18 protein-coding genes are annotated in these 17,222 nt (G+C 38.1%); 5 read left to right on the top strand and 13 right to left on the bottom strand.

Annotation, left to right across the window (positions count from 1 at the left end):
* Positions 1 to 124 precede the first annotated feature (124 nt).
* The 9 genes from dltD to KGF86_RS01050 all read right to left on the bottom strand — a co-directional run bounded on the left by dltD (position 125) and on the right by KGF86_RS01050 (position 8,790).
* Positions 125 to 1,291, bottom strand: a complete 1,167-nt coding sequence (gene dltD / locus KGF86_RS01090) for a D-alanyl-lipoteichoic acid biosynthesis protein DltD (RefSeq protein WP_211740888.1) — start codon at positions 1,289 to 1,291, stop codon at positions 125 to 127.
* Positions 1,291 to 1,527, bottom strand: a complete 237-nt coding sequence (gene dltC / locus KGF86_RS01085) for a D-alanine--poly(phosphoribitol) ligase subunit DltC (RefSeq protein ID WP_186867950.1) — start codon at positions 1,525 to 1,527, stop codon at positions 1,291 to 1,293. Before dltC ends, dltD begins: the two co-directional genes overlap by 1 nt.
* A 15-nt stretch (positions 1,528 to 1,542) precedes the next feature.
* Positions 1,543 to 2,700 (bottom strand): D-alanyl-lipoteichoic acid biosynthesis protein DltB, encoded by a 1,158-nt coding sequence (dltB, locus tag KGF86_RS01080; protein WP_211740887.1) that lies wholly within the window; start codon positions 2,698 to 2,700, stop codon positions 1,543 to 1,545.
* Entirely contained in the window at positions 2,687 to 4,198 is a 1,512-nt protein-coding gene (gene dltA / locus KGF86_RS01075; RefSeq protein WP_211740886.1) for a D-alanine--poly(phosphoribitol) ligase subunit DltA, read from the bottom strand. The genes dltB and dltA overlap by 14 nt, the downstream gene beginning before the upstream one ends.
* A 17-nt stretch (positions 4,199 to 4,215) precedes the next feature.
* Positions 4,216 to 4,362, bottom strand: a complete 147-nt coding sequence (locus KGF86_RS01070; protein ID WP_186867947.1) for a teichoic acid D-Ala incorporation-associated protein DltX — start codon at positions 4,360 to 4,362, stop codon at positions 4,216 to 4,218.
* Between the two features lie 13 nt (positions 4,363 to 4,375).
* The gene (locus KGF86_RS01065) at positions 4,376 to 5,047 is read right to left on the bottom strand and encodes a response regulator transcription factor (RefSeq protein ID WP_186867946.1); all 672 of its coding nucleotides are present in this window, start codon (positions 5,045 to 5,047) and stop codon (positions 4,376 to 4,378) included.
* Positions 5,048 to 5,126: 79 nt separating this feature from the next.
* On the bottom strand, positions 5,127 to 6,869 hold the full coding sequence (locus KGF86_RS01060) for a sensor histidine kinase (protein WP_211740885.1): 1,743 nt from the start codon (positions 6,867 to 6,869) through the stop codon (positions 5,127 to 5,129).
* A 311-nt stretch (positions 6,870 to 7,180) separates the two neighbouring features.
* Positions 7,181 to 7,888: a DNA alkylation repair protein gene (locus KGF86_RS01055; protein WP_211740884.1), complete on the bottom strand. Its 708-nt coding sequence runs from the start codon at positions 7,886 to 7,888 to the stop codon at positions 7,181 to 7,183.
* Positions 7,889 to 8,127: 239 nt separating this feature from the next.
* Complete coding sequence (locus tag KGF86_RS01050; RefSeq protein WP_186867943.1) at positions 8,128 to 8,790, bottom strand: cyclic nucleotide-binding domain-containing protein; 663 nt, start codon at positions 8,788 to 8,790, stop codon at positions 8,128 to 8,130.
* Positions 8,791 to 8,860: 70 nt separating this feature from the next.
* Between KGF86_RS01050 and KGF86_RS01045 the strand changes: the two genes are divergently transcribed.
* Entirely contained in the window at positions 8,861 to 9,583 is a 723-nt protein-coding gene (locus tag KGF86_RS01045) for an HAD-IIB family hydrolase (RefSeq protein ID WP_211740883.1), read from the top strand.
* A gap of 126 nt (positions 9,584 to 9,709) precedes the next feature.
* Here KGF86_RS01045 and KGF86_RS01040 read toward each other — a convergent pair whose 3' ends face one another.
* The gene (locus tag KGF86_RS01040; RefSeq protein WP_211740882.1) at positions 9,710 to 10,558 is read right to left on the bottom strand and encodes a hypothetical protein; all 849 of its coding nucleotides are present in this window, start codon (positions 10,556 to 10,558) and stop codon (positions 9,710 to 9,712) included.
* A 241-nt stretch (positions 10,559 to 10,799) separates the two neighbouring features.
* Between KGF86_RS01040 and KGF86_RS01035 the strand changes: the two genes are divergently transcribed.
* Both KGF86_RS01035 and KGF86_RS01030 read left to right on the top strand, forming a co-directional pair.
* On the top strand, positions 10,800 to 11,744 hold the full coding sequence (locus KGF86_RS01035) for a tetratricopeptide repeat protein (RefSeq protein WP_211740881.1): 945 nt from the start codon (positions 10,800 to 10,802) through the stop codon (positions 11,742 to 11,744).
* 76 nt (positions 11,745 to 11,820) lie between these two features.
* Complete coding sequence (locus KGF86_RS01030; protein ID WP_211740880.1) at positions 11,821 to 12,462, top strand: hypothetical protein; 642 nt, start codon at positions 11,821 to 11,823, stop codon at positions 12,460 to 12,462.
* Between the two features lie 306 nt (positions 12,463 to 12,768).
* Here KGF86_RS01030 and KGF86_RS01025 read toward each other — a convergent pair whose 3' ends face one another.
* Positions 12,769 to 13,149, bottom strand: coding sequence for a prolipoprotein diacylglyceryl transferase family protein (locus KGF86_RS01025; protein ID WP_246521252.1), 381 nt, complete (start codon positions 13,147 to 13,149; stop codon positions 12,769 to 12,771).
* A gap of 374 nt (positions 13,150 to 13,523) precedes the next feature.
* Between KGF86_RS01025 and KGF86_RS01020 the strand changes: the two genes are divergently transcribed.
* Both KGF86_RS01020 and KGF86_RS01015 read left to right on the top strand, forming a co-directional pair.
* A complete protein-coding gene (locus KGF86_RS01020; RefSeq protein WP_211741197.1) occupies positions 13,524 to 14,225 on the top strand; it encodes a response regulator transcription factor in 702 nt (233 codons plus the stop codon).
* Positions 14,200 to 16,014 carry a sensor histidine kinase gene (locus tag KGF86_RS01015; RefSeq protein WP_211740879.1) on the top strand — a complete coding sequence of 605 codons (1,815 nt, stop codon included), beginning with the start codon at positions 14,200 to 14,202 and terminating at the stop codon, positions 16,012 to 16,014. Before KGF86_RS01020 ends, KGF86_RS01015 begins: the two co-directional genes overlap by 26 nt.
* A 291-nt stretch (positions 16,015 to 16,305) precedes the next feature.
* Here the strand turns inward: KGF86_RS01015 and KGF86_RS01010 are convergent, their stop codons facing one another.
* Together KGF86_RS01010 and KGF86_RS01005 are read right to left on the bottom strand one after the other, a co-directional pair.
* A complete protein-coding gene (locus KGF86_RS01010; protein WP_186867937.1) occupies positions 16,306 to 16,872 on the bottom strand; it encodes a DUF2812 domain-containing protein in 567 nt (188 codons plus the stop codon).
* Entirely contained in the window at positions 16,859 to 17,176 is a 318-nt protein-coding gene (locus KGF86_RS01005) for a PadR family transcriptional regulator (protein WP_186867936.1), read from the bottom strand. The genes KGF86_RS01010 and KGF86_RS01005 overlap by 14 nt, the downstream gene beginning before the upstream one ends.
* Positions 17,177 to 17,222 lie beyond the last annotated feature (46 nt).

Genomic DNA, 17,222 nt, shown 5'->3' with positions numbered 1-17,222 from the left:
TACATGATTAACTCAAAAGGGCTGTGGCACTGGGCTTTAATGCCCCTCTGCCACAGCCCTTTTCTATCTAATACCCCAATGCTTGAGAACGTGTGACTGCCCATCACACAAGCGCTCCCATCTACTAGTGTTTTTCTACGAACTTCTGGATATCCTCATTTAAATAAACCCAGCCTTTCCAACCAATATGAATCGTGTCACGCATGAAATACGGATCATATTCATGGTCGGAATAATCGGCATAAGAAAAGCCGCTATCACGAATCTGTTTCTTTATCCGCTTGTAATAGTCTTGCCGTCCCTTTTCCGGGAATCCTGTGTAGTCATAATATGCTCCGTTTACAGGGATAATGACAAATAGCGGTTCAGCACCTGCTTCCTTCAGAATATCCAACATCAGTTGGAAATCATCGTACTCCAGTGATTCGGCATAGGAATGGGTTTTATTCTTTCCTTCCATTCCCTTGATATACTCCTTCTTACGCTTATACACGCTGTCTTCAATGTAAAATTGGGAATGCTGTGTCCGCTTCTCGCCATAAGCATCCGCTTGTGCCCGCAGCTCCTCCCATGTCTTCCCCTTCACTTCATCTGACTGATGTCGATTCGTTGGTTTATCCTTCATAATGGTGAAATATAGATCCTTTTTCTTCAGTATGGATATATATGCCTCTGCAGGAACGGACAAGATATTAAACATAACCTTATTGTCATTCAAATACGCACCATAAAGCTGATAAAGTATGGTGTCGTTCTTAACTGCCTCATACGTCATCAGGCGTTGCATCAGTTTTCGCTTCACCTCTTCGTCCACTTCCTCATTGTATGGAAGCTGGTACGCTTGCAGTGAGGAGTAGTTTGGTGCAAAATGCTGCTCATCTGTACCATGCTTTACAAACCATTGTGGCGATACAATAATGACCATCTTCTTGTTCTTCAATTGATCGGCATGTGTTGCAAAGTTTAAATCATGAATAATCGAGGTCATTCCGCCTTTTCCTATTAAATAAGGTGTAAAGGCAGCATCATTCGTCTCAAAATAATTCGATGGATGGAATGGATCCCAGCGCGACAATTCAGAGGAACCATAGATTGGAACATACTCTGAATTACGGAGCATTTCACTTTGCAAATAGGTTCCCTGGAACATATTCGGCTCCAAGCTGATAGCCGATTCCGCCAAACGGTCTGCTGGAACTAACTTAGCCAGCCATGATACAGGTACGAAGACGACCCCGGCAAACAGGACCAATGCCAGAATGATCGGTCCAAACAGATACTTCTTCTTCATTATCTCAGCTCATTCAGACGATCAACGATAGCATTTGGTGTATTCCATGTCTCTCGGTCGAACTCTGTAATTGGTACATTAATAGCAAGCTGCTCCTCAAATTGAACAAGTAATTCCACGGTCGCGAATGAATCAATCAATCCTGCTTCAAATATATCCAAATCATGCTCTTCTTTCACCACATCATCTTCACAAACTTCTGCAATAACTTCTAATACTTTCTCTTTAAAATCCATATTTATATTCCCCTTTTATTGAAATGGTCTGCCGGAAAACAGATAGAAACCGAAACACACGACATGGAAAGTGATGACGATAGACACCACTGTCATGGCCCTTCCTGTTGGCCAGCGTTTATGTTTTTTGTTCCAGGACTCGAAGAAATTAAATCCGGCCATCATCAAGGCATGATATGCTCCATACATAATGTACTGAATCGCTAATCCATGCCATACCCCCATCAACAGGAACAGCAGGATATAACCTAAATTCGATACGAGCATTTTATTCTGTATCCATTTTTTCTTCTTCATCAAGAGGACGAAGCGCATGAATACATAATCACGGAACCAGAACGATAGTGACATATGCCACCTGTTCCAGAAATCCTTAATGTTGCGGCTGATGAATGGCATATTAAAGTTCTCCGGTGACCGGATTCCCATGATATAACTAACTCCGACCGCAAACGCCGTATAGCCGGCAAAGTCGAAGAATAGGTACAAGCTATAGCTGTACATGTACAATAAATGATTCGTAAACTGGCTAGTCGCTATACTATCTAGATTCATAATGAAGTACGTATTGATGCTATAGCCAATGATAAATTTATACAAAAAGCCAAGGAAGATTTTATTGATCCCTTTATAAAGCAGCTCCTTGTACTCTTCCGGTGTCCAGCGCTTTTCTTCATCCTTTTGGAAGCGCCGGAAGCGATCAATCGGACCTGATGAAATCGTTGGATAAAACAGCATAAAATTAACAAGCTGAAAAACCGAGAGCTGCTCCTTAATCAATCCATCCCTTGTTTCAATAATGATTTGGACCGCTCGGAATGTCAGATAAGAGATACCGAGAAAGCTTGCCCAGTTGTCCACTGCCAATATCGGCAACAGCTTGGATAAAATCAAAGGTAGAATCGACAAAAAGCTAATGATATAGAATACGAGACTGCTATTCTTTGTCTGCCGATATGAAATATAGCCCTTGACCAGAACAACCTGAAGGATAGTGAAGACTACTAACGAGAAGAAGCCTTCATCCCCTCCGGAAAATATAATCGCCAATACAACAATGGTGACGAACACATTGTAATAACGAAGGCGCTTGCCCATTATGCCGAGAATCATCGTTGGCAGTAGCAAGATACCTAGAATGATAAAGAAAAGGAAAGAGCTATATGGAATCATGCGAATACCTCTTCTTCATTTTCTTACGGTCTACTTTCCCATTTATCGTCATTGGAATAGCAGTATGATACGTGAACTTACGCGGGATCATATAGGCCGGTAAGCGTAAAGCAAGATCCTTTCGAATAGCAGCTGTCAGCTGGTATTCCTTCTCAAAGCTATGCTCCGCTGGTACCACTGCCGCAATCAAGTATTCAATTTCTTCGTTTGGTACATACGGGATAATAATGGCTGCCTTAATATATTCAGACTGATTAAGGTGGAACTCAATCTCCTCTAGCTCCATCCGGTAACCATGCAGCTTGATTTGATAATCCAGTCTGCCTTGGCAATACACCAGCCCGTCCTGTATATAGCCGGCATCTCCAGTACGATAGGCGTTCATTCCGTTTATCACGCCGAATGCCTTTTCTGTTAGTAAAGGTTCATCGAGATAGCCTTTTGAAACACTTGGCCCGATAAGGATAAGCTCCCCTTTTTCACCTTCAGGTAGCGGATTACCCGATTCATCCACAACGAGGATACGCATATCCGATTTTGGATAGCCTACCGGCAGAGCCTTCTCTTGCGCAAGCAACGCTTCCGTAATTTCAATAGATGTCACCGCAACGGTTGCTTCTGTTGGCCCATACGTATTAAAAATCCTCGCCCCAGGAAAACGTTCCTTCAGCTCTTTAGCCACCGCTAGCGGTAGCACTTCCCCACAGAAAAGGAATACCTCAAGCTCCGGCAGCATCGTTTGATGAAAGTCCGGATTTGGAAAACACATCTGCACGAAGGATGGTGTCGACGTCCATATTTGCAATCCCGAACGACTCAAGTTCTCAAACATTAGCTTTGGCTTATTCATGACTTCTTTCTCCAAGGCATGAATTGCACCCCCACTCTGAAGCGCCGGATAAAGGTCCATCACAGACAAATCGAATGAAAAAGGCGCCTGATTCAAGAACACCTTTCCTTGACCTAACGGAAAGTCACCGACCATCCAATCGGTAAAAGATTGCAGGTTGGATGAGGTTATTTGAACACCTTTTGGATTTCCCGTACTGCCGGATGTATAAATGATATAAAAGACCTCATCAGGCTTCACCCAGTAGTCATCACCAATCAGCTCTTCTTGCTCCAGCTGTAGTGTCTGTACATCTAAAACTGTGACATCCTCAAAATCTAGCATACTACCAGTTGTATTCAGAACCAGTCCCGCACCAGATTTTTCTACGATTAGACGCACTCGTTCGATTGGAATAGATGTATCTACCGGTATGTAAGGGTGTCCAGCCTGTACACATCCAAGGAACGATACCGGCATATCAATGTCCATATGACCATAGACAACAATTGGTGTCTGTCTTTTGAGCTGCTTAGCGTGTATGAAGCTTGCTAGTCGCCTCGATCTGTCCCAAAGCAATTCATAGGTCAATACCTGGTCTCCTGTTCGAAATGCTATCTGTTCTGGGTTTCTTTCCGCATGCTGTGCAATACTAGTTAAAAGTTTCATTATATTATCTTCTCCATTTAGAAATCATTGTAAATATAGTTACCTGTATTGGCTGTATGGAAGCCGTACATCAAGAACAAGGTAATAAGGATTCCAAGATAAAAACAAGTATGTAAAACAAAACGAACGCCATGGCGCGTATATAATTGTTTGAGCCTATTCATTTTCTCTCTTCCTTTATTCAAATTTATAGCCGGTCCCTATAACCGTTCGGATATGATGAGATTCGCCGCCTAATTTAGCTCTTAGTTTTTTAATATGTGTATCCACCACTCGAATATCACCATCGAAGTCCAAGCCCCATACGTGATTCAAAATGGTTTCGCGTGAAAGGACTTGATTCTTATGCTGAAGCAGGAACACCAACAATTCATATTCCTTTGGTGTCAATTCGACTTGTTGGCCCGCAATCTGAAGCTGATGGGCCTTCGTGTTAACCATTGCCTCACCGAAGCTCATCATATGTCCTGTCGGCAGGTAATGCTCGGTAACCCGTTTCATTAAAGAATTAGCACGCGCTACTAACACTCTTGGACTAAAGGGCTTTGTAACATACTCATCGGCTCCGAGTTCAAAGCCACGAACTTTATCATCATCACTGGATTTTGCTGTTAACAGAATAATTGGTACACCCGAATTCATACGAACCTGCTTGGTAACAGCAAATCCATCCATTTGTGGCATCATAATATCAAGAATGACTAAATCCGGATAAATGGCATTAAACCAGTCAATAGCACTACTGCCATTATCCGTCTCATACACTTCCCAACCATCCATTTTGAAATAATCAGCTACCACTTCTCGGATTCTCACTTCATCCTCGACAAGCAACACTTTCTTCCCCATCGTGAATCTTCCTTCCAATCTAGCAATATAGTAACAAGGCGATATGTCTTTTATGTGTCCTCATAAGTAATTAGTCCTATTAATGAAAACGAACATAGAAACGCACACCGTCAGGCATGTTTTCCACCCCATATTGAAATTCATGCAAATCTAGAATTTGCCGAACAATGGCCAGCCCTAATCCTGTACCACCCGTCATCCGGCTACGAGAGGATTCGGTCCGATAGAAGCGTCTCCAGATTTTATCCAGCTGTTCTTCTGGGATTTGCGTGCCTTTGTTTTCAATTTTGAACACCGTGTCACCATTTTCCGCATCCAATTCGATTCGAATGACAATGACAGAATCAGGCTCACTGTGCCGAACCGCATTCATGAGAAGATTTTGCATGACTCGCTCCAGCCACTCATAATCCGCCAAAATATGCTGTTCATTCTTCGGCATGATTTCAATCGCGACCTTTTTCTCTTTCGCAATACAGAATAGTTTATCGGCTAAATCCTCAATCATTTCACTGAGTAGAAAAGATGTTTTTCTTAGCTTAATTACACCATTTTCCAACTTAGCTAAATCCAGCATATCCTGAATCAACACTTCCATCTTTGCGGACTCTTCTATAATCACTTCTACATAGTGGTCCTGCTTATCCGGACTAACATCATCCTGTAGTCCTTCAGCAAAGCTTTTGACAATGCTAAGCGGGGTCTTCAGTTCATGTGATGCATGCTCAAAAAACTCACGCTGTTCCTTTTCCATCTGCACACGTTTTTTCATATCCTGCTTCAGCTTGTCATTGGCTTGTTTCAAATCATTTAGTGCCACATCCAGATTTTTCGCCATCACAAGCATATTGTTTGAAAGGCTTCCTAGCTCATCCTTCTGCTTAATCGGGTTCACCTTCGAGAAGTCTAGATGCACCATTTTTTCTGCCATTTCATTCAGCTTAATTAGCGGTCGACTAACAAGACGGGAGAAGAATAACGACAGCAAAAGGATCAGAATGAAGCCGGCTATCCCGATATAGACATAAAATAGCTGAAGTGCTTCATTGGTTTCTTTGATTTCTTGAAGCGATGTGACAGAGAACATGAATTGCATTTCGCCATCCTTCTTAAAGGGCTCAATTAGTACTAAATTATGTTTTCCACTCCATGGCTCTACCCAATCTAGCTGCAGACTTTCCCCTTTGGAAAGCTTCTTTAACTGCTCGTCCTTTAGTGGGAACCATTCGAGTAGCGCATCATAGAGAATCCCTAATCCTCTTTCAATCATCCCAGCCTTAGGCAGCGAAATGCTTTTTACTTTTCCTTCGACTATCACATCGTTCTCGAACGGACTTTCCCCCACACTTGCCCCATTCTTCGTAATAACAGTTGGATAAATAACTAACGGAACCTCCGCATCTGCTTCCCCGTGCACCATCAATGTATCTCCCTCTGTAATACGTAATTCTCGAATCTGTTTCCCGTAATTGGTGACGAGTAAGGAAAGCGATACCTCTACAACGTAGCCATCTCTCGTTTCCAGCATGATGTTAAACGGATCCTGTACCAACTGGTAACCTTCCGCATCCACAATCGTCAATGGACTTTTGGTCTCCTTCATATAAGACAGCGTATGTTTTGTCAGTTCCTCCTCGCTCCAAGAATTTTTCTCATACGCTGCTGCTAATTGATGTATGTGTTCCCTTGCTTCTTTTGTTTTATGGTGCTGATAGAAACGATCAAAGAATAATAGCTGAAATATCAAAATCATGGCGTAAAATATCAAAAAGAATAAAGCTGTTACAGCGAATAATTTAACGGTGATACCGCGTTTTCTCATGTTATACTCCTCTATTTCATACGTCAGTTTAATAATAATGTAAGCTATTGATATGTATTTTGTGTGTCCACATACACCTTCATATCGTAACCATTTTTTTCAAATTTTGGAACCTTTTTTTACTTAGGCTAGATTACTAGGAGAGGAGAGTAGTAGAGGATAAATATTACTTTCAGGGCAGGAACCGTAATGGTAAAGGGATTCATATTAATCGCGGGTTTACGAATACGAAGTAGGGTTTAGAAGATAAGAAAAAGGCTGTGATAGTGGGGTATGATACTCCCTCTGCCACAGCCTAGTACACCCTCTATTCACTTCCCCATCGACAAATAAAAATCCCTTGTCTCCTTGTTCAGCTTTTCTACGGCATATCTCAATGTAACTCTAGGCATAGTAGGTGCGTATTCGTTCAGTAAACGTTTTAGCATTGTTTCATCCTGCTTACCAGCTTCTCGAATCCAACTGCCTACAGCCTTTTGGATAAGCTCTTCAGGGTCATGGATCAGTATTTCTGCGATACGAAAGGTATGATTAATTTCTCCCTTTTTAATAAATGCATGTGTACTAACAATTGCAGTTCTGCGCTCCCACATATTGCTTGAACGGGCTAGCGTATAGAGAATGTCCTTTGGTTTATCCAATAAAAACGTACCAATTACAGAAGGTGCCGATCGGTCTACAAAATCCCAATTGTTAATGCGGTCATGCCTGCGTAGATACAGGTCAAACAGGGACTTTCTTTCCTCCTCAGAAATTTTCCTTTTCTTCGCTTGATAATCCATGATACTAACCGCCCCCATCCTTACTTCATAATAAGGGCTTTCTAGTACCTTCTCAATCTCAGATAAGGACATATCCATGAACTGTTTCGCAATCTGAAAAACGGTACGCATCTGAAGTCCCAGACATAACGTATCTGGGTCAGAGCTTTTAAAGAAACGTTTCATTTTCTCAACATCCTGCTCATTCCGATGCTTTTCCAATTCCTTGATAAAGTCTTGTGCCTTATTGTCATACAATAGTTGTCACTCCTTTCTTTCATGTAATAGTTTTCTTTAAATTATTGAATTTTTTTTATCTTCTAGTCTATTATAAAGCAATTCATACCTTTTAATATAATATAATCAGCCCGATTAAAGTTCCCCATCCCGAGCCAAAGAAATAGCTTTGAGCAAATTTGAACAATAGCTGTTACAATAGGCTAGGACAACCTTCATTTATATGTAGTTTAGGTATAAAGCGCCTGACTACATCTAATTTATTCAAAACGCACATTATTGGAATGCTGCTTAATCCTCTCCCAATTTAGGATTTGAATATGATCACCATCTCTATGAATACTTCCCTCCTCACTCCATTGTTTTAAGATTCGATTAAGATGTCTCTTCGTAGTACCAATTAATGAAGCTACCTCATCTAGTTTACTTGACGTTATATAGTCACTATTGGATTCGGGAGACGCAATCGTACAATAATATGCTGCTAATCTAACTGACACAGGTGATAACGCATTTACTCTTGAGGAAGTCGTACAAGTCTTCAATTTATATGCCAACTCTTTTAACAGTATTTGTGTAAATGCCATATCATGCTTTAAATATTTCTCATAGACGGCTAGAGGTACATAGATAAATTCACATCTCTCAGCAGCAATACAATTCGATTGAATGGCACATTGCTCCAAGATTTCGATATCCCCTAATATGCCAGACCTTTTACTATATCGTAATAACAATTCTTTACCTGTTATCTCAAGACTAGATACATAGTATTTCCCTTCGATTAAAAAGTACAACCCATCAATTTCATCACCTGTTCTTAAAATATAATCATTCGTTTGATAGGTACGATTTTGGATTTGAGTTAATAATTCGTTCGGAAATTCATAAGCGTAGAGTTGTTTGAATTTTTTTACATCCACAGTTGAGGACACCTGTCCTTTCGGCAATATACTACTACTAATTATACTCGTTTATGGAGGCGATTTAAAAATGGAATTTGTATTCGATATTGACGGAACAATTTGCTTTGATGGAAAGACAATAGACTCATCTATTATAGAAGCTTTGGATGAACTAACGAAGTGTGGACACGATATTATTTTTGCTTCTGCTAGACCTATCCGTGATTTAGTACCTGTTCTCCCAACCCAACTTCAAAAGGGAAAATTAGTTGGTGGGAATGGTTGTTATATCTCAGAGAATGGAAAGATTACAACCAATTACTTTCATCCAGATGTAATAGAGCCATTACATAACCTTATTCAAACCTATCAATTAACGTATTTAGCAGATGGAGAATGGGATTATTCCTATACTGGTAGTCAGGACCACCCTATCTATCATAATATTAACCAATCATCTGCAAGGAATCGATTATTCACAGATTTAGAGAAGATTTGTAAACTCGTTTTATTTAACCCTACCAAAACGGTACTGGAAGAGATAGCCCAATTACCTGTTAGTGTTACTGCTTATAAAAAAGAAAACGCTATTGATATAAGCCCCCTGGGTGTTAATAAAGTTCATGGACTTAATAGATTACATGTTACAGACTTCATCGCCTTTGGGAACGACAGCAATGATCAATGCCTGTTTGAAAACGCTAAATACAGTGTATGTGTTGGTGATCATCATGTACAAGAGTATGCTTCCATGACAATCACAAAGGAACAAGTTGCAGACACTATTATTAAATTAGGGAAAGATTTCTGAAGTATAAAAAAGAAACCTCAAAAGCGTTGATTTAGTAGCGCTTTAAGGTTTCATTTGATTCTAACTAGTTAGGATATGGGTTCATCGTAAAGTATCTAATGCTTAGCTATTTTAAGTTTTTGCATCTCAATTTACCGGTACCATCTCTCCACGACTGAAGTCATAAACAGAACCATCCTTAGCATCTACACGTAATAAACTTGTTGAAGAATTGCTTTCATCTACATGTGTATCAATGTAAATCCCATAATAACTTTCTTCTCCCCATTCTATTAAATTAGGGTCTAAATCAAATGTGGTTGTTGACGGCCAGTCATTAAGATTTTTAATAATGGTTAATGCTTCGTCACCCGTTAGATTTACTTTGGTAGACTGTTCTTTTTGTTCCTGTGCTTTTTTAGCAGCAGCCTGCTCCGCTTTTTCCTTTTCTGCCTTCTCCTTAGCAAGAACAGCCGCTTCAATATCATGCTGCAATTCTTCCATTTCCTTTTTCACAGGTTGAAAGAGTGGATGACTTAAATCCTTGTTTAATATATCTTCTATTAGTTTATTGGCACCTTCATATTCCTCTTCTTCAAATTGGTACATCGCTGATTCATACTCTTCCATTATTTCAGCTAGTGTTGTCTGTAAATCTTCTATAGAGGAGACTAATTCCTCTGCCTTTTTAATTAATGCATCTGACCCTTCTGTTTCTTTCGTAACCTTCTCAGCTTTTTCTGCAGCAGCTTCTAGTTCCGCTTCTTCATAAGCTTCGAGGGCTTCCTGATAATATCTTGTTTGTGCTAATAAAGCAGTTGCTTTTACATCTTCCTTCTTTTCTTCTAGCGCTAGTTCAAATGCACTTTCAGCCTTCTGATACTCTGCGCTTCCAATGTGATCGAGGCCTTTTTGAATTGCATTATTGTAAGCTTCCTCATTACACCCCATTAACATAACTACTAAAAACAAACTACTAAATAGAACTTTCTTCACGCTTACTCTTCTCCTTCTGAATTCCTTTTATGCTAGGACTACTATACCATGAACAGCTCAATATGTGATACATTAGTCCCGAACTATAGCGTGCTTAGCAAAAAACACTATACTTAGTAAGGCATATTATTCTAGTAGGCGGTCACAAAACAGTTCTTTCGTAGGACAACCTGGAACGATGTGCTATAATTCAATATTAATTTAACTTGTTTGTAACGGGTAGAAGTGGGGGAGAAATAGCATGAGGAAGATAATGTTTAGTAGTTTTGTATTTTTATATATTTTATCTGGTTGTAATAACAATGCTTATCAAAATGCGATTCAAAAGGGGTTGGATTATATCGCCAGTGAAGATTATAAAAAGGCAGAAGCTGCATTTGAGCTAGCTTTAGAGGGAGAAAAGGATGCCTCTGGAGCAACAGCACTATTAACACAATTAAGAAATTACCTGGAAGCTTTAGACGCCTTAGAACTAGCTGACCTCGAACTAGCAACAGAAAAGGCAGAAGAAGTTAGTAGACTAACAGATGGTTCAAGTGCATTAATCCATAAGGCAGAAGAGCTTTTGCTATCGATAGAAGATCTACTAACAAAACAGTCTGCCCTAACGGAGAATTATGATTTGGCAATGCAGTATTTTGAAGAGGGGAAATATCCTGAGGCGCAAGAAACAATTGATACAGTATTGAATTCAGATTTAGATCATTTGCTCTTCCACCCTTTAAAAAACGATGCTGATATGTTACAACATAATATCGAAATAGCTTTACTCGAGAAGGAAAAAATTGAGGTTGAGTTAGAAGCGGAAATAGCAGTAGAAGATGAACAAGTAGAGATAGAACCAACCAATAAAGAACTGGTTGAAGGAAAAGAAGAAGAGAAAGAAAAGGTTGAGACCGAGAAGCTAGAAGAGACAGCGACAAGAAGCGCCAATAAAGGACTGGTCAATTTAACGCCTGAAGATGCATTCCAGGCGATTAAAAATGATAGAGACTGGCCTCCATCTACTATATTTGAGTTAGAGCCAGATGTTCTGGCTTTCGATGGTAAACCTTATTATGGCATTTATGTGGAAAGCCCTACAGCCCCAGGGAGGACCGACTTATACTTAATAGATCCAACTGATGGAAGTGTTTATAATTACGATCAAGGTGATCTGCAAAGGCCGTATATCAAGGTGAAATAATTTAAGAATCGATAAAGCTTCTTAAGGTAATATTACTATTGAAAGTGAAGTTGTAAGGTGAAAGGAATTAAATAGAATGAAGAAATTATTGATTACTAGTTTATTTATCATCGTTATCTTAACAGGATGTAGTGATGAGGGTTATCATAATGCGATTCAAAAAGGCTTGGATTACATAGCAATTGAAGAATATCAAAAAGCGGAGGGCGCTTTTGAACTAGCACTAGAAGAGAAAAAGCAAGATGCAAAAGCTACGGCGTTATTAAGCCAAACAAGTAATTACCTAGAGGCTTTAACCGCTCATGAGTTGGACGACATTGAGCTTGCTGAGGGAAAAGCACAGGATGTCATCAAAGAGACTGAAGGATCAGAAGCACTAATCAAAAAAGCGGAAGAAATATTATCTGCAGCACAAGCTACCACAACAGCAGATGCTGTCACTAATCATTCAGAAACAATGAATGAGGATATGAACATTGATTTAACAATAGATGAAGCAGTAGAAGAAATTGAAAGATTGTGGGAGGAATGGGAGCAGCTAGGACCATACACTGAAATTGAATATGTAGGAACAGAAGCTAAGGATGGAGTTGATTATCATTATTTTTATGTAGGAGATTATGATGATGACCTTCCACCCTATTACTACGGCGTTAATTCAAGTAATGGTAAAATCTACGACTATACGGAAGGGTATGCGAATTCCCCGTTGAATTAATCATATAAGAATTCCAATGTATAAAAATAAAGTGGGCAATTGATTGCCCACTTCTATATGAGGATAAAACTATAGTGGAAGAGCTTGACTTTCGTTACTCCTCTCAGAGTACTATTTAGAAAACCATTTCTTCTATGTATGGTTTTATCGTTTTTTTATCGCTGGCGTATCTATATAGTGAGCAGTTGTTGTTTTGGTTCGATAGACCATAACAATAACTCCAATGACAAGCGCTAAAATAGATACTAATTGTGCAGTACGTAAATCACCAATGATACATAAGCTATCTGAATACTAGGCTAGATGCTATACATCAGCAAATTTCCAGAAAGATATTTTTCTTTTCCTTGTAAAGAAGATTGCAGTAATAATTCCTCCAATAATTGCCCCATGAATGGCAATACCACCCTCCCAAATGGCAAATACCTTCCAAAACGGACCACTAGCATACCGATCAAATTCAAAAAGCACATAATATATTCGAGCAAAAATGGTGGCTATTGGAACAGCATAAACAAGAAAATCTATAATGATATCCTTGTCTAGTCCAACCCTTTTTGCTTCTCTTGTAGCTAAATAAGCCGCTAATAAGGTTCCAACAGCAATAATGATGTTATACCAGTACATCGTCAATGGTCCCACTTCTAAAAATACTCTATCAATTGGAGCTCCCGTCCCAATTATCAATAGTCTACCCTCCACTAGTGACTCTTCATTTCAATGACTCTATTCTTTATCTGAACATCTAACTCCCTAGCATATAGTTGAAAGATTTGCTGCCGTATAGCAGGTTATAATGGTCCATTTCCTATTATTTCATACGCCATGAAAGGCAATACATAAAGGAGAAGCACTTTTCTTGTTGAACATATACAATAGGGGTAGGTTAATTAAATTAGCAAAATTATAGAATCACTTGGATACATCATAGAACCGCACACGCTCCTGATGTATGGTATTGTTTTCGAATGGAAATATTAAGAAATTTGTAAGGTTTATATACAGATGATTGAAAGATTTAATGGTTAATCTAAATGTATAGGTTACAGGAGGTACGTCATATTGTGGACACTAAAATATTGGTAGTAGATGATGACAGGGAGATAGCAAATGCGCTAGATAAGTTGTTAACGCTGGAAGGATATGAGGTTGTTCAAGCATTTAATGGTTTAGAAGCATTAGATGCTTTGGTACAGAATGATATTCAATTAATTCTTTTAGACGTTATGATGCCGAAACTAGACGGCCTTTCAACCACCTTAAAGATCAGAGAGCAAAAGAATATACCAATTATCATTTTATCTGCAAAGTCTGAAGACAGTGATAAAATATTAGGATTATCTATGGGAGCAGATGATTATGTAACGAAACCATTTAATCCAGATGAATTAATTGCTAGGGTGAAAAGTCTTTTGAGAAGGTATATCACGCTAGGGGATGTTGGCAATATTACAAATAATGCTCAGATTACAGTCGGAGGGTTGAAACTGAATAAAGAATCCAAACAATTGTTAGTAGATGGTGTTCCTACTCGATTAACTCCTACTGAGTATAAGATATTAGATTTCTTACTAACCAATGCGGGGATTGTTTTTTCAGCTGAACATATCTATGAAAAAGTGTGGGGAGAGCCTGCTTATGGGGTTGAAAATACTGTAATGGTCCACATAAGGCGTATTCGTGAAAAAATAGAAATAAATCCAAAAGAACCTAAATATTTAAAGGTGGTGTGGGGTATTGGGTACAAAATTGAAAAATTTTAGTAGAAATACATTTACAAAATTTATAGCATTTTTGATAGTAGCTATTATGATTTCCATGGCTGTTATTCAATTAATGCAAGTAGATTGGGAAGGATATAATATAGAACCACTATTGGTGGAGACATACGAAGAAAGCAACACATTTGCGAATGAGCTAGAACGAACTTTTCGTAGGATATATTCGAACTTTAATAATAATGAAGAGACGTTAATAGAGAATGAAAATCTAATCTATTATATAAACGATGGTAAGAAAACAATAACTAATCGAGAGGAGTTTAATAGAGAGGATTTTATACATTATAGTAATTATTTCTATGAATATAATCAGGGAAATTTTGAATCTGACAGTAGTAGTATTAATAAAAGATTCACATTATGGTTTGGCCAGGACACAACCATGTACATTGCCTTTAACGATGGTTATATGAAAGAAAAGCAGGAAGATTGGAATGATGCAAACCATATACTACGTGATCAAGCGATAGAGTTTTCCATTTATATGGTAATCGCAATAATTCTTATTATCTTTTTAATCAATGTTACAGGAAAGAAGCCAAAAAAAGAAGAATTACAAACAACCTGGATAGATCAGTTATATAGTGAAATTTTATTAGCATTATTTATTCTGCCAATTATAGCTATGTTTATTTATGTTCTAGATAACTATTACTATTATACTCATATACTTCGGACACCTTCGATTCAGGGGTCTGGCTTGTATCTTGTTGGAATAGTAACCACAATATGTGCTTTATTATCTGGAGTAGGATTATTAGCATTAGTGAGAAAGATTAAAAAGCGGAATTTTATAAAGGGTTTTATATTATATGTCATTTGTTGGAATACAAAGGATTTTGTTAAGAGTTTATTTGATGGCAGAAGATATGCAAAGTATCCACTAACTAAGAATCTGCATAAAAGGCAATTAGCCTTCATCATAGGTAGCGGAATTTTAATATTATTAACCATCATGTTCATTCATACTCCCTTAGTAATATTTCCACCATTGCTTGAGCTTGTACTGATATATTGGTATGTGAAATATAATAATAAGACATATGATGAGATCAACAAAGGCATTAATGAGAGTTTAGAGGAACAGATGAAATCAGAAAGGATGAAGATAGAATTAATAACCAATGTATCCCATGATTTGAAGACTCCTTTAACCTCGATCATAAGCTATGTAGATTTATTGTCCAAGGAAACAGATCTTTCAGATACTGCAAAAGATTACGTTAAAATCCTTGCGAAAAAATCAGATAGATTGAAGAATATTGTTTCTGATTTATTTGATTTAGCAAAGAGTAATAGTGGTGATATTAATTTAAATTTAGAAACGATTGATATGAGAATGTTAATTGAACAAACGTTACTAGATATGGAGGATAGTATTGAAGATTTGGGTCAAATAAAGATGAAGTCTCCAGATACTCCTATAGAAATAGTGTCCGACGGGAATAAACTCTATAGAGTAATTCAAAACGTGCTTGATAATGCATTTAAATATTCATTAAAAGGAACGAGAATATTTATAGAAATTGAAGAAAAGAACGGTATGGGAATAGCGACAATAAAAAACACTTCTTCGTATGAAATAGATTTTACAGCAGACGAGATACTTCAGAGATTTAACAGAGGAGATAAAGCAAGAACGGAAGATGGAAGTGGTCTAGGGTTATCCATTGCAGAAAGCTTTACACATGTGAGTGGCGGTATATTTAAAGTAGATATAGATGGGGATATGTTTAAAGTTGCTATCAGTTTTCCTTTGGCGAGGAAATGATATTTACTTTAGGAAGAGTTAAAAAATACAACGTTTTAGATCCATCATAGATTATAAATATTAGGTGAAAAGATGTCTTATCTATTCACCTAATTTTTTTCTAAGAAATAATATTATCTTGCTTTAGTATCTGTAGATGCAATACGATTAGAATTTAGTAGTTTCCATTAGGTCCAGCAACTTTACTGCCACCAGTGAAATTACTTGCCCTATAGCGATTCCCTATCCGCAGTATTAAAATAATCTTAAGATCTTGTGGAAATATAGATCTTGATAATGAACCCTCTTACGTTATTTCCCTTTTAACAAGGAATACTTCCGATAATTTTTATAGTAGCTGATACCAAGAGCAACAGCCATAAAGGCAGGAAGCAGCTTCAAAAGGACGAATGGCGTTTCAATTACCAGTGCCTTCCAAAATAATGCACCATTCATACTCCAAAGACCTTCGTGATATAAATTCGAGTCATTGTATAGCGAAAAAGAGAAAAACAAACACAGCATCCCCAATATTAAGGAATAATTCATTAATCGTTTATAATAACTGCCCTTTGATTGGCGGTCCGAGAAGATTTCATTTTGACCATCATCTTCTTTTTGCCAATACCGTATGCCACCAAGCCAGGAACCTGTTATATAGTTCCAACCAAAGTCTTCATATATCGCCTTGTATTCCTCGAGCTTCTTCTTTGGCAAATAATCTTGAACATCAAGTCGCATCACATATCTTTTGTCGGTTTTTTTGAACGTGTATATTCCCGATCTACTGATATTGGTACAGCGATAGCCTTTTTCTAATTGTTCGTTCAGCCACTTCTCTTCTTTTTCAATATTAAAGAATACTTTAAACCTCTTCATTTGATTCACTTCCTTCATACAAAGATAAAATATGGAGTAGCCTTTCTCGTTCCATTTCCAAAATGGAGATCCCTTCTGGAGTTATTTGATAAATTTTTCTCCGACCCGAATTTCCAACCGCTTCAATCCAACCATGTTTATGCAGGTTTTCAATCGCACCGTATAACGTACCAGCCGCTAAAATAACCGTACCATTACTTATCTTCTCTATCTTTTGCATTACGGCATAGCCGTGGAGCGGCTCACGAAGAGCTAATAAAATATAATGCATGGTTTCAGACAACGGCAATAAACTATGTTTCATACTTTTCACCTTCTATTCAGTTCAACTATATAGTTCGACTTTATAA

The sequence above is a fragment of the Ornithinibacillus massiliensis genome (assembly GCF_018310345.1).
In the GTDB taxonomy this organism is placed as follows: domain Bacteria; phylum Bacillota; class Bacilli; order Bacillales; family Amphibacillaceae; genus Ornithinibacillus; species Ornithinibacillus massiliensis.
The sequence above is the reverse complement of the archived record's forward strand: the minus strand, read 5'-3'. Positions and strand labels throughout refer to the sequence as shown.